General features: G+C 38.8%; 13 protein-coding genes and 1 pseudogene. 12 read left to right on the top strand and 2 right to left on the bottom strand.

Annotation, left to right across the window (positions count from 1 at the left end):
• Window positions 1–45: 45 nt before the first annotated feature.
• Entirely contained in the window at window positions 46–1,548 is a 1,503-nt protein-coding gene (locus EUBELI_RS11865) for a hypothetical protein (protein WP_012740606.1), read from the bottom strand.
• Between the two features lie 9 nt (window positions 1,549–1,557).
• The gene (locus tag EUBELI_RS11860; RefSeq protein WP_012740605.1) at window positions 1,558–2,169 is read right to left on the bottom strand and encodes a TetR/AcrR family transcriptional regulator; all 612 of its coding nucleotides are present in this window, start codon (window positions 2,167–2,169) and stop codon (window positions 1,558–1,560) included.
• A 292-nt stretch (window positions 2,170–2,461) separates the two neighbouring features.
• Between EUBELI_RS11860 and EUBELI_RS13805 the strand changes: the two genes are divergently transcribed.
• The 12 genes and pseudogenes from EUBELI_RS13805 (at window position 2,462) to EUBELI_RS14090 (ending at window position 14,079) form a co-directional block, all read left to right on the top strand.
• Window positions 2,462–3,079, top strand: coding sequence for a lysophospholipid acyltransferase family protein (locus EUBELI_RS13805; RefSeq protein ID WP_012740604.1), 618 nt, complete (start codon window positions 2,462–2,464; stop codon window positions 3,077–3,079).
• Window positions 3,080–3,529: 450 nt separating this feature from the next.
• Window positions 3,530–5,014, top strand: coding sequence for a class I adenylate-forming enzyme family protein (locus EUBELI_RS11850; protein ID WP_041688927.1), 1,485 nt, complete (start codon window positions 3,530–3,532; stop codon window positions 5,012–5,014).
• Between the two features lie 648 nt (window positions 5,015–5,662).
• A complete protein-coding gene (locus EUBELI_RS11845) occupies window positions 5,663–5,890 on the top strand; it encodes an acyl carrier protein (RefSeq protein ID WP_012740600.1) in 228 nt (75 codons plus the stop codon).
• A 9-nt stretch (window positions 5,891–5,899) separates the two neighbouring features.
• Complete coding sequence (locus EUBELI_RS11840; RefSeq protein ID WP_012740599.1) at window positions 5,900–6,808, top strand: patatin-like phospholipase family protein; 909 nt, start codon at window positions 5,900–5,902, stop codon at window positions 6,806–6,808.
• Between the two features lie 2 nt (window positions 6,809–6,810).
• A complete protein-coding gene (locus EUBELI_RS11835) occupies window positions 6,811–7,557 on the top strand; it encodes a flavodoxin family protein (protein WP_012740598.1) in 747 nt (248 codons plus the stop codon).
• 10 nt (window positions 7,558–7,567) lie between these two features.
• The gene (locus EUBELI_RS11830) at window positions 7,568–8,260 is read left to right on the top strand and encodes an SGNH/GDSL hydrolase family protein (protein WP_012740597.1); all 693 of its coding nucleotides are present in this window, start codon (window positions 7,568–7,570) and stop codon (window positions 8,258–8,260) included.
• 17 nt (window positions 8,261–8,277) lie between these two features.
• On the top strand, window positions 8,278–9,030 hold the full coding sequence (locus EUBELI_RS11825) for a lysophospholipid acyltransferase family protein (RefSeq protein ID WP_228003391.1): 753 nt from the start codon (window positions 8,278–8,280) through the stop codon (window positions 9,028–9,030).
• Between the two features lie 18 nt (window positions 9,031–9,048).
• Window positions 9,049–9,306, top strand: a pseudogene (locus EUBELI_RS14095) (AAA family ATPase); the annotation flags it as partial.
• A 208-nt stretch (window positions 9,307–9,514) separates the two neighbouring features.
• A complete protein-coding gene (locus tag EUBELI_RS11820; RefSeq protein WP_012740594.1) occupies window positions 9,515–10,258 on the top strand; it encodes a CpsB/CapC family capsule biosynthesis tyrosine phosphatase in 744 nt (247 codons plus the stop codon).
• Between the two features lie 31 nt (window positions 10,259–10,289).
• Window positions 10,290–11,141: a YveK family protein gene (locus EUBELI_RS11815; RefSeq protein WP_012740593.1), complete on the top strand. Its 852-nt coding sequence runs from the start codon at window positions 10,290–10,292 to the stop codon at window positions 11,139–11,141.
• A 2-nt stretch (window positions 11,142–11,143) separates the two neighbouring features.
• Window positions 11,144–11,845, top strand: a complete 702-nt coding sequence (locus EUBELI_RS11810) for a CpsD/CapB family tyrosine-protein kinase (RefSeq protein WP_012740592.1) — start codon at window positions 11,144–11,146, stop codon at window positions 11,843–11,845.
• Between the two features lie 146 nt (window positions 11,846–11,991).
• Window positions 11,992–14,079, top strand: a complete 2,088-nt coding sequence (locus tag EUBELI_RS14090) for a sugar transferase (protein ID WP_012740591.1) — start codon at window positions 11,992–11,994, stop codon at window positions 14,077–14,079.
• Window positions 14,080–14,091 lie beyond the last annotated feature (12 nt).

Here is a 14,091-nt window from a genome sequence, read left to right as displayed (position 1 = left end):
ATACCGGTTAAGTTTGTATATATTAAGAACTTAACCGGTAATTTTTTATGCTTTTTCTAGTACATTTATTAATTCCTTTAGCTGTGCCCGGATTTTCTTACGATTGATATCCGAATAACCAATTTCGTTGGCAATCTTATAAAGATATTCCTGAAAGTTCTGTACAATCTGTGGGTGATTGAAATCAAAAACCATGCTTGGCAGGGCTGTACGGACAAGTATTGCCTCAGATCCTTCGTTAACAATTATACATACGTTATCATCTGGATCGTATTGTATCGGAACAAAGAAATAGTCAGGATATGTATCCATAATTCTTATAATATTCTGCAGATGCTTTGCATAAGAACGGGGCGTGTAATATACAGCTGTCTGTTGTCTTACAACAGGGAAAATAACCGGAACATGACCAGCTATAACTTCTTCAGCAGTTGCCAGTGGACATATATCAACATTGCGTAAATCATCAAATACAGTGGATAACTGGTAAGAGGTACGCAGATTTACACCAAGGCTATCAGGATTATTATTAAGAAACTCTGTTATCAGCTCTTCCGGCATGGCTGCTGGAGGAAGACTCAATCCCTTCTGGATATGGTTTACATGGGTGTTTAAGATACGGTGGAAACACTTAGAAACATCCTCTGCTGATTCATATATATTCATGGTTGGCCTGCAGTAGGATAAAAATGTTTTGAATTCGTTTTCTTTAATAGAAATAACTGCAGGTTCGGTTGTCATAACAGTAAATGAATTATCACTTACCGTTGAAAGACAGTCAGAGTAAACTGCAACATGCGGAGGATAAATTATGCTTATTTTTGAAAACAGATTATCACGCATGCGAGGATAGTAGTAAGATTTCACCCGTCCGGTAATATATGCCGGAACCCAGTAGAAAAACTCTTCAAAAAACTGAGTGGTATTAACAGGAGAAGGGGAAATCTGGCATATAGTATATCCATAATCTATCAATCTGAGCAGAAGCTCCTGTATAGAATTAAGAATTTCCTTATTATCAAATATACTGTAAACATCATCATCAATCCATACATATACTGTACCGTGGTCTTCAAGGGTAAGAAGATGGTTGATAAAACTGATAACAGCCTGTTTTTTTCCTTCGGACTTATAAAGAATACTGGTAGCATTGGGAATTACGTCAATGGATTTTATTCCCATAATATTATTAGTGCCTGATGAAGAGATATTTTCATTAAGAATGCCGTCAACCAGTGTATTGGTCTGAGGAAGCTCATCCGCCAGCCACTGGTAAAGCATGTCTGAATATTCAGGCAAAGGTCTTGAATGATTGAATCTGCTATAATCAGATGCAAGAGCCAAAGCCTTTCTTTGATAGCTGAGTTTAATTGAAGCGGCAAAATAGTCCGACATTCGTCTTAAAATTTCCTTATTACGAGGACATTTTCTCTTACCACTGCGATACAGGCTTACAGCAGAATTATCGATGCCAACAGCACCAGCCAGAGTTGTGTTATTAGTGTTTGTTATATCCATCAGAAACTTAAATTTGTCATTAAAAGTCATAAGCTCTCCTTATGCAAATGCGTGAACGCCAGAAATAATAAGCGTTGTAAGTGTGCGTGCCATTTCATCAAGAGTAATACCGTCAGGATTGGTTATCCATTCATAATACGCGGAAACCATTCCGCCAGCGACAAAGCTAGAAATCAGAGGATATTGTTCAGAAGGAACATTCATCTTAATATCCTTTTCTACCAGCTCTTTGAGAAGAGTTTCCTGCAATGCTTTCTGAAGCCTGTTAAAAAGCAGGCTTCCGTTGTCCGAAGCAAAAAGGTCTCTTGCAATATCTGCATCAGACATAATTGTATTAAGAAATGCAAATAAAGTCTGAGGTGAGAACATATTATAATCCTCAGACATAGCACACAAAAGATCTTTAAGAGATGTTATAAGTTCATTAATTCCTTCATCAAGAACATCATTGACAGTTGAGTAATATGTGTAAAATGTTTTTCTGTTAATGTCAGCCTGTGCAGCAAGCTCAGTAACTGTTATTGAATTTAGCTTTTTCTTCTGCATAAGTTCAACAAGTGCTTCGTAAATCGCTTTTTTAGTTTTTAGAATTCTGCGGTCAGCTTTAATTTCATGTGCAGAAGTAAAACTGATTTCTTCAGATTTTGCCATAATAAACTCCTATTAATCAGATTATAAAATATATATAAAATTGTTATGAAAATACTATGAAAAATGTATTTTGCAGTTAACTATATTGTACAACATTTGCAAATAATAGTAAACAAAATACGACAAAATGTTACATAAGTGCCAAAAAGAAATTAATTGACCTTTGAAAATATTTGTTAAAAAACATACAATGCTGATTGGAAACATATTGTATGATATTGGAACGTTTGTGTATTAACTTGTGATTAAATAGTAATACGCGGATAAATGATTTGACAGCAAGAGGTATCAAATGAGAAAGAAAAATGCATTTATTAATGTAACAGCCAGTATGGGGAGAGGTCTTTTATACGCTTACCTGTATATTATGTTCAGACCTAAGATATGTTATCAGAGCAGAAAAGCTAAAGAGGAAATTGAAAAAGGCGGAATCATATTTATTGGCAATCATGTAGGACATAATGATGGACAGATGTTTTATATGCTGTTTAAGAACAGTGTACTTATAATAGCCAAAGACTGGGCTGATAAGAAGATTCTAAAGTGGATTACAAGCGGTGGTAAGTTTATTTCTGTAGACCGCTTTGGAACAGACATTACATGGATAAGAGGAGCATCGGAGCATCTTCGTGCAGGAGATAATATGATAATTTTCCCAGAAGGACATACTTCTAAGACAGGGGTTATGGATGAATTCAAGCCGGGCTTTGCAATGCTGGCAGTTATGTCAGGTGCAAAAATTGTTCCGGTATATAATGACGGAGAATATCATAAGCTGTTTGGGAAGAGACTTAAGCTGTATGTTGGCGAGCCGATGGAACTTACTAAAGAGGGAAAAGGGCTTAATGCAGAGTATCTCGCAGGGGAGTGTGCGAGGTTCCGGGAGGCTGTGGAGCAGCTCGGAAGGTAGTGACAGGACGGACGGGGCTGCGGCTGGGTGTGACGCGGGCGTTGTGTGGGTGTGTAGCATTTTGAAACACGCTTTCGCTCGTATCCGGACGCAACGGTACTAGGTTCGCTGGAGTTTGTTGGCACGAAGTGCCAACTGCTCCAGCTTACCAAGTGCCGGCGTCCTCCAACGGTTTCAAACTACTACATACTCACACGCCGTCCGCATCCCACCCAGCTCGCAGCCCCTGCGTTTGCCACAGCCTTTCGGGCTGCCTCCTTTGGAGGGTCCGCCCGGTGGGGCGTAGAGGTTTGCGATGACGCATGGCAGTTGATTATAATCCGGGAGGTGTCCGTTGCGTCCGTAGCCGAGCGGAAGCGTGTTTTTGGAGCGGGCTTTTTCAAAACCGCGTACCGTCTGATTGCCAACACACCCCACCGGATTTCAATAAAGTAAAATAAGGAGCAAAGCATGAATAATTATTTTTATAACATGGTAGATACTGATGAAATGGCTACTTTGGAATATATTCCAACTATTCCAAAGTTTCTTGAATTTATTAAGAAGCAATATTCTGATTATCCAGCCATAAGTGACAAGGTTACTACATATACATATGAGGAGCTTGTTTCAAGAGTTGCTAAGAGAGTTACATTTATTAATTCATTAGGACTTGAGAAGGGTTCTAACATAGCAGTACTTGCAAAGAACGATTTAGATGCAATGGAGCTTTTCCTTGCAATTCCAGCGGCTGGACATGTACTTATTATGCTTCCTAATGCACTTAACGATAAGGCACTTGCAGGAATCAGCATGAAGTTTGACCTTGCTGGTATGTTCGTTGGCAAGGAATTTACAGAGGTTACAGCTAATCTTCCTTGTAAGACATGGCCAAGCACTTCTATTGGTGAGACAGAAAGTGCATTTGCAGATGTTGAAAAGGATACTACAGCAGCCATTTTCTTTACAGGTGGAACTACAGGAGCGCCTAAGGGTGCAGTTCACAGCCACGGTTCTATTATGAGGGGCTCATTTAATGGAGTATTTGGACCGGGAAGTATTCTCCATAAGAGATATATAGCTATGCTTCCTCTTTCACACATATTTGGGGCAATTATGGGATATATGGCTAAATTGTATACAGGTTCGCTTATATATACATGTGTTGATATGAGAGCCGGTATCGGTGATATTCCTGTTGTAAGACCTACAACGCTTGTACTTGTTCCTGGTCTTGTTGAGATTATCCTTAACATTGCCAGGCTTAAGGGAAGAGCATTCTTAGGAGATCTTGAGCTTATCATGTGCGGAGCTGCACCTGTTCCTCCAAGACAGATGGCAGAGTGCCGTGAATTAGGAATTACATTATGCGCGGGTTATGGACTTACAGAGTGTGCTAACCTGACATCAGGCAATTGCGATACAGATAAGAAGCCTGAATCTATGGGACACATTTATCCAGAACAGCAGGTTAAGGTTGTTGAAGGAGAACTCTGGATTAAGGGTGATAATGTAATGAAGGAATATTACAAGGATCCTGAGCATACAGCAGAAGTATTAGAAGACGGATGGTTTAAGACAGGTGACCTTGTTGAGTTTGATGATAATGACTGGATATACATAACAGGTCGTATCAAGAATCTTATCATTCTTCCTAATGGTGAAAATGTATCGCCAGAAGAGATAGAGGAATTGTTCTACAAGCAGTCGCTTGTAAAGGATTGTCTTGTACAGGAGATGGAAATGAATGGAAACACTGTTATCGGTGTTGAGATTATTCCATATATGCCTGAATTAGAGGGTGCATCTGAGGAAGAAATCCAGAACAGATTGCAGGAAACTGTTAATGAGGTTAATAAGGAACTCCCACCATTCAAGAGAGTGCTTAAGCTTAAGGTGCGTACAGAAGATTTTAAGAGAAATGGCGCAATGAAGATTTTGAGGAATCAGGCGTAAGGTTGTGGTGGTGCCCGGAAGGTAGTGACAGGACGAACGGGGCTGCGGCTGGGTGTGACGCGGGCGTTGTGTGGGTGTGTAGCATTTTGAAACACGCTTTCGCTCGTATCCGGACGCAACGGTACTAGGTTCGCTGGAGTTTGTTGGCACGAAGTGCCAACTGCTCCAGCTTACCAAGTGCCGGCGTCCTCCAACGGTTTCAAACTACTACACACTCACACGCCGTCCGCATCCCACCCAGCTCGCAGCCCCTGCGTCAGCCACAGCCTTCCGGGCTGCCTCCTGCGGAGGGGTCGCCCGGTGGGTAGGGGCGTAGGCGACGGTGGGCAGACAGCTGAAGGCTGGCGACCATACAGTTTTAGTTGATTATAATCTGGGAGGTGTCAGTCGCAGGTACGTGGTTTTGAAAAGGCTTGCGGAAAAAACCGTCGGAGGACGCCGGCACTTAGGGAGTTCGGGATTTTGATGAGGGATGCGGGAGCTTGCTCGCGGCATCCCTCATCAAAAGCCAGAACGAGCTTAGTGTCCGCTGCGTCAGTAGCCGAGCGGAAGCGTGTTTTTGGAGCGAGCCTTTCCAAAACCGCGTACCGTCCGATTGCCAACACACCCCACCGGATTTCATAAAATAAATCAAAAGGAGATTTTATCATGGTATTTGAGAAGTTAAAGGAAATTTTTGGAAGGGTTATGCCACAGTGCGACCCGGCAACTATTACAATGGACAGTGTTCTTGCAACAGATTTAGGAGTTGATTCTCTTAATATGATGTTACTGGCTATTACTGTTGAGGATGAGTTTAAGATCAGATTCAGTTCTGATGCCAAGCTTGAAACTGTTAAAGATATTGTTGATTATGTAGAAGCTAACGCTAAATAGAGGTCACCTATGAGTGAAGTAAAGACAGGACTTGTGCTGGAAGGCGGGGCTATGAGAGGTATTTTCTCAGCCGGAGTGCTTGATTACATGCTTAAGAAGGACATTTATTATGACTATGTTATAGGAGTGTCTGCGGGGGCAGGTAATGCGGTAAACTATGTTTCCAGACAGGAAGGAAGAACGAAAAAGATAATTACCCATGAAAATGCTGAAAGCTATTATGGAGTCGGACAGCTTTTCGAGAATAAGAAGATTCTTAATCTTGAAATGCTGGTAGCCGAATATGCTCTTAAAGATATTCCTTATGATTTTGACACATTTTTCGCATCTAAGACAGAGTGTGAGAGTGTTGTTGTTAATTGCGAGACTGGAAAGGCTGAGTATAAAGGGAATTTTAAGACGAAGGATGAATTCTTGAAGTGTCAGATGGCAAGCTGCTCTGTGCCATTTATATGTGAACCTGTTGAAATTGACGGCTATCATTATCTTGATGGAAGTATTATCGATTCGATACCGCTTGAAAGAGCAGTTGAGAAGGGGTGCGATAAGATTGTTGTTGTACTTACCAAGCCGGAGGGTTCTAAGCCTACAGATTATTCTAAGGTAAAGAAGCTTATAGAGTGGAGCTACAAGAAATATCCGGAACTTTGTGATGCTATGGCACACAGAAGGCAGGCTTATGACAGGCAGGATAAGTTCATGAAAAAGCTTGTGAAAGAGGGAAAGGTCTTTGTTATCCGTCCGGAGGAGCAGATGATAAGACACTTTGAGAATAATAATGAAAAACTTCTTCAGTGCTATCAGTATGGATATGACACGATGAGAAAACAGTTTAAAGCATTTGAGAAGTTTATGGAGGATAAATCCTCTCCTCGCCAGAGAGGCTCGGATTTTCCTGCGGAAAACAAGGAGGATTAATAATGAAGGTTTTGGTAGTAAACGGAAGTCCTAAAGGACCTAAGAGTAATACTATGCAGATGACAAATGCGGTTCTTAAAGGACTTAAGGAGACTAATCCGGAAGCTGAAATTGAGCTTCTTACAGTTAAAGATATGGATATTAAGCCATGTATGGGATGCATGAGCTGTTGGGGAAAGACAGCGGGACAGTGCGTTATCAATGATGTTATGCAGGATGTTCATGTTAAATTCATGAATGCAGATGTGATAATATACAGTTTTCCACTGTATTTCTTTGGCATGCCAGGTCCAATGAAAACATTTGTTGACAGAATCATGCCACTTATGGAGACTTACAATGGCAAGGTAAGAGATATCGGAGATAATGCGTTCCACGAATTCCGTTATGATGTAAGCGGCAAGAAGTTCTATGTTATATCATCATGTGGATACGGAAGGACTCAGGAGATATATGATGCACTTATCAAGGAATTTAATTTTATCTATGGCAAGGGCAGATATCAGGCTCTCCTTTGTCCGCAGAGTGAAATGTTTGCAATTCCACCAATGGTAAATCAGATTAATGAATATCTTAAGAGATATACAGAAATCGGTAAGGTTATGGGAAAAGGTGAAGATATCCCTCAGGATATGATTGATTATGCTTCGCAGCCAATGATTCCACAGAGAGCATTAGAGAAGCTTATGAACAATTACTGGGATGCAGTTACACCAGAGAATCCTCTTCCGGCTCCTAATTTAAGATAAGAGGCGGGTTATGAAAACATATTACATGTTTGGCGACTCGCTTATGCGCGGGGTTATGCCGGATGAAGTGTGGAATTATCACAGCTCAGATGCAATCGGTTTTGAGAAAATGCAGGCACAATATAATATGAAGTTTTTAAATTTTGCAATGCCGACATTCACATCAGAGAGAGTAAAAATGTGGCTTACACAGGTAATGTCAAGTTATCCGGTACCTGATGTGGCATTTCTTGAATGTGGCGGTAACGACTGCGACTATGACTGGAAGTCGATATGTGAGGGCAAATGTGACTATGAACACAGGCACAGAGTTGCCCCACAGGATTTTAAGAAGAATTATGAGGATATGATATATTTGTTGCAGGAAAAGGGAGCAGCAGTAACAGCAGTAATTGCACCTCCGATTGCTATTGAAGTGTATCTTTCACATCTGCTTGAAAGCGGAATCAGCAGGGAAGTTATGTCAGAATATGTGAACTCAGTTCAGCAGATGCAGTACGAGTATGCAGAATATGGCGACATAATGAGAGCTGTCGCCAAGGAAAATGGCTGTGAAATATTAAGTCTTCGTGAAAGCTTTCTTGCACTTGATGACATGAAGGCATATTATAGTAAGGATGGGATGCATCCGAATGAGGCAGGATATGCACTTATTCGTGGTGATTTTGAAAAATATTTTGCATCTGTAGCAGGTATTATATAGAAAGATGAGGGGTTATAATGTTTAATCTGCGTTTCAAATGTACTGTTATATCAAGCTGGCGCATGGTGCTTCATGCTGTACCTAAAGCTAATAAGATGATTGCCAACAAGAACCGCTATTCAGAGAAAGAAAGATTTGTATATGCCAAGTGGATTATTGACTACATGAGAAGACATGCCAGAACGAGAACAAGGGTATATGGCAGAGAGAATATTCCAACGGACAGCAATTACATAATGTATCCTAATCATCAGGGGAAATATGATGCGCTGGGAATTATTCTTGCACAGGATAAGCCGTGTGGTGTCCTCTGGGGAAAGAAGCAGGCTGAAAGACTTATGAGCCGTCAGGTATGTGGTCTTATTGATGCAGTTGTTATTGATCTTGATAATAACCGTGACAAGGTAAGGGCTATTATGGATGTTACCAGACAGGTCAGGTCAGGAAGGAATTTCCTTATATTTCCTGAGGGGGGTTACACTGACAATAAGAATGAACTTCAGGAATTTCAGGCAGGCTGTTTTTCATGCAGTTTACAGTCGAAGACGCCTATTGTTCCTGTAGCACTTTTTGATTCGTATAAATCCATGAACAGCAATACATTTGAAAGAGTAGATACACAGGTACATTTCTTAAAGCCTATTCTTTATTCAGAGTATGGTGAGCTTAAGAAAAAAGAGGTAGCCGAGCTGGTTAAGAGCAGGATTGCGGAGAGACTGGCTCAGATTAAGGCTGGGGAAATTAATGAGAGTTATGAACTGATTGGGTAGGAAGTAAGGAGGCTGCGTATTGGGGTATTTGTCAATCCTGACAACAGTGCATTTGAAGTTGCAATCAATTCTGAAATATATATAGATAAAACGGGATTGCTGGAATATACTAACAAGATAATGAACACATTACAAGGGTATGTATGTAACAGCAGACCAAGACGGTTCGGTAAGTCAATAACAGCAAATATGTTAACGGCATACTATAGTAAAGGATGTGATTCGCAAGATTTGTTTGCTAATCTTGCAATCAGCAGGAATGATGAGTATAGAAAGCAGCCGATGTGAGATTTATAACACATTAGAAATCCCCTGGACGGACATGTAATGTCCCACCGGGGGATTTTTTTTGCCCTGATTTGCCAAAATTCTTAAATTTTTTACAGTTTGGTTGACATTACTATTGCACATTGTTAAGATATTTAAGGCTTATTTAAAGTTAACCTATTATAAATAAGAAGAATCACAAAGTACAGGGAATAGTATGTTATTTGGAAAGAAGAAAAAGGCAGCGGATTATATCGTAGATGTTCATTGCCATATCCTTCCGGGAATAGATGATGGCTCAAGGGATATGTCTGAGACATTAAAGATGCTGGAAATCGCACATAATGAGGGGATAACGCATATTATTGCGACACCACATTTTAAAAGCGGACATCACAATGCTTCACCAGAGAAGGTAAGTGCGCTTATTGATGAGGTACAGGAAGCAGCAGATGAATGTAATTTAGGAATAAAGTTATATCAGGGAAATGAAATCCTGTATCATGATGAATTATGTGAAGGTGTTGACAGCGGACGCATCAGCAGGATGAATGGGACAGATTATGTACTTGTTGAATTTATGCCATCTGATCCATATCAGTATATACGTAATTCATTAGATGAGATAATGAGTGAAGGCTATCAGCCAATTATTGCGCATGTTGAGCGGTATGGATGTATGGTAGATGATATTGAAAATGTGCGTGAAATCAAGAATATGGGTGTAGAAATTCAGGTTAATGCATCAAGCATACTTGGTGATATAGGCAAGGATATAAAGAAATTTCTACAGAAACTGCTTAGTGAGCAGATAGTTGATTATGTCGGAACTGATTCACACCGATGTGAAGGCAGCCGTACACCTAAGATTCAGGAATGTGCCGACATGCTGTATAAAAAATATAATGAACAGTATGTTGATGATATATTATATGGCAATGCCATGGACAGGCTTTTATAGAATGTCAGAATAAGATTAAGGAGATTATATAATGCAGGAAAAAAGTAAAGAGACAGAGAACATTGAAATAGACCTCCGTGAAATATTTGGAGTATTAATTCACAGATTATGGATTATTGTTGTGGCAGCTTTAGTGTGTGGATCGGTTGCGTTTATGTACAGCTTCTTTGTTATTACACCACAGTATGAGTCAACAACAAAGGTATATATTCTTAACAAGCAGAATGCAAGCGGATCAGTTACTTATAGTGATGTACAGTTATCATCAACACTTTCAAAAGATTATGAGCAGCTTGTTACAAGCAGATATGTTATAGAAGGTGTTATTAACGATCTTAAGCTTGATGAAACATACGAAAGTCTTGTTAAAAGAGTATCAGCATCTAATGCTACAGATACAAGAATTATAGCAATTACAGTTACAGATCCAGAACCTGAACAGGCACAGAAGATAGCCAATTCAGTCAGAGATCTGGCAGCCAAGCATATAACAGAAGTTATGGATATTGAAGCGGTAAATGTTGTTGATCAGGCTAATCTTCCTGATGAACCAGTATCACCTTCAATTCCTAAGTGGACTATAATAGGTGTTCTTGTGGGTATTGTAATATCAGCAGCAGTTATTATCATACAGCATCTTCTTGATGATACAATCAAGACTTCTGAAGATATTGAGAGATACCTTGGACTCAGTACACTGGCACTTATCCCTGTTAATGAAGGACAGAATAGTAATCAGGGTAAGAGAAGAGTACCAGTACCTTCAAAAGGTGGTTCAAAAACCGATATCACTATGAATGATGATAAGGGAAGAAGCTTTAAGGCATCTGAACTTGAGAATAAGAAGAAAAGTAATGGTGCTAAAGAAAGCGTGGAGGAATAAAAATGCAGGAGTTTTCAGTAAAGAAAAGTTATCTTGATTTCAGAACAAGGGAAGCATATAAAATGTTACGAACAAACATAGAGTTCTCAGGAGATAATAATAAGGTAATATTCATAACAAGTACAACACCAGGAGAAGGTAAGAGTACAGTATCATTTGAGTTAGCAATGTCATTTGCGCAGAACGGAATGAAGACACTTCTTATAGATGCTGATACAAGAAAATCAGTTATGAAGAACAGATGGAGAAAAGGTAAGATTAAATATGGTCTTACTCATTACCTTTCAGGAAAAAATGAACTTACAGATGTTATAAGCGTAAGTGATGAGCCTAATTTCTGCATGATATTCGCAGGTCCTGTTCCTCCTAACCCAAGTGAACTGGTTGGAAATGACAGATTTGCTGAACTGATTGAAAGTGCAAGAGAGACATTTGACATGATAATAGTTGATACACCACCAATAGGAAGTGTTATCGATGCCGCTGTTATGTCTAAGTTCTGTGATGGCGGAATACTTGTAATAGGTGCAGGAGATATAAGCTACAAGTTCGCAAGGAAATCCAAAGAACAGCTTGACCTTGTAGGCTGCAAGATTCTTGGATGCGTTCTTAATAAGGTTGATATGGCTGGTAATTCATATTACGGCAGATACTATGGCAAGTATTACGGCAAATATTATGGAAAATACGGTGAAGAAAGTTAAGAGCGAGGAATAACCTGTACGGAGCTGAATTTCGTTGGGAGGGGTAGAGAGAATACCTTTCTTCTTGGAGGATTTTGGCTCCGTAGTTGTGTATATTGATATGAGGAATAAACATATTTAATAGATAATTACATAAAGGATGAATTATGAATAGTTCAAAGAAAACAGCCATGTATTTTATGTACATTGTGGATGTGGTAACACTGATAATATCGTTTTGCATGGCATATTTAGTTAAGTTTAACTGGATAGAAGGAGAAAATAATATTCACAGGAGTGATTATATAATATTATTTTTATTGATTTCGATAATGTATATTCTGATTAATCTGATTTTTATGAAGAATATTGATTTCATAAGTAGAAATATAACAAAAGAGGTAATCGAAACCGTAAAAACAATTGTTTATATATCAGTTCTCGTTATGGTTGTGTTGTTCTTTTTGAAAAACAGCGCTAATTATTCGAGGTCTATGATGCTTATATTTATAGTTGTATCATGTCCGGTCATGTTAATGGGAAGACAGGTGCTAAAGAGAATATTACGAGTTGCATATGCAAGTGACAGATATCAGGAACGGGTTGTGGTAATAAGCGATTCATGGTACATTGAAGAGACAATGTCAGGACTGAAAAATGATGATAACTATAAAATAGTCGGCATTGTACTAACTGATAGTAATCAAATAGGCAATGATTATTATGGTGTAGATGTTATAGCAGATAAAGATACATATATTCAGGCTATTGAGGAAAGAGAGGCTGACTCAGTATTATTATCGGCAAACGATATAGATGATCAGCTGAGTTCAGAGATTATATCAACATTACAGAGCATAGGTAAAAATGTTCATGTCAGATTAAGAGAATATGAATTGTGTGATGGGTATAAACAATTTAAAAAGATAGGTTCCTATGCTACAATAAGCTATATGTCATCTAAGAACATGATGTTTTATCAGGTGATTATAAGGAGAACTATTGAGGTTATTGCAGGTCTTATAGGATGTGTGCTGACATTAATATTAATTCCATTCGTTGGAATTGGAATGTTAATTGAATCGCCAGGTAAGATAATAATTTCAAGTGTCAGAATCGGCAGGAATGGACGAAAGTATCTGCAATATAGATTCCGTACGATGAAAATGAATGCACAGGATTGTATGAATAACGGTAAGAATCCATATATGGTAACTGGTAGAATATTGTTCAGGCTACACTTAGATAAACTTCCAGTGGCTTATAATTTATTGTGTGGGGATATAGGGATTATAGGTCCCCAATCACCATCGGTAGTGGAATACATGAACTATATTCCTTTACAAAAAAGAAAACTTACTATAAAACCAGGTTTGATAGGAGAATGGAGTTTTCGTCCTAAAGAATATGAGCAGATAGCAGCAACTTCAGAGAGTTATGATATGCCATATGACAAAAGTATGAAGGGAGATATAAAGCGTTTTGTTATGGCAATGGGAAGATGTGTAGTATATCATCCGAAGCATATTATGAAACAATTAGAAATTGATGAACAGATAGGTGCCATTAGTGAAATACTTGAGAACAAAGTTCCTTATCAGTATGATGAAAGCGTATATAAAGTAGAAAAAACATTTGGCAGACATATATATCTTATAATAAAAAGAACATTTGATATTGTGTTATCTGCAATAGGATTGATTATATTATCACCAGTATTCTTAATTATTATGATATGTGTAATTGCTGAGGATGGAAGTAATCCTTTTTATGGTCATATAAGAATAGGAAAAAACGGAAAGAAAATATGCGTATATAAATTCAGAAGTATGAAAAATATTGATGTTGATATAGAAAAAATATTGACACCGGAGCAGCTGTTACAATACAGAACAGAATTTAAGATAGACAATGATCCGAGAATAACAAAGGTGGGGAATTTCATAAGGAAATCAAGCCTCGATGAGCTGCCACAGCTTATCAATATTCTTAAAGGTGATATATCTATAGTAGGACCTCGTCCAATTGTAGAAAAGGAAATTGAAATATATGGAAAGGATACAGCCAAGCTTTTAAGTGTACAGCCGGGGCTAACAGGATACTGGCAGGCATATGCGAGAAATAATGCTACATATGAAAGTGGCGAGAGACAGAAGATGGAAATGTATTATGTTGAGCATCAGAGCCTGTGGCTGGATATTAAGATTATATTTAAGACATTTAGTTCAGTGTTGAAGGGAAGCGGGGCACAATAGGAAGGTGAAAGA

The organism is [Eubacterium] eligens ATCC 27750 (assembly GCF_000146185.1).
Taxonomy (GTDB): domain Bacteria; phylum Bacillota; class Clostridia; order Lachnospirales; family Lachnospiraceae; genus Lachnospira; species Lachnospira eligens.
Note: the sequence above shows the minus strand (reverse complement) of the source record. Positions and strands in the feature narration are given on the sequence as shown.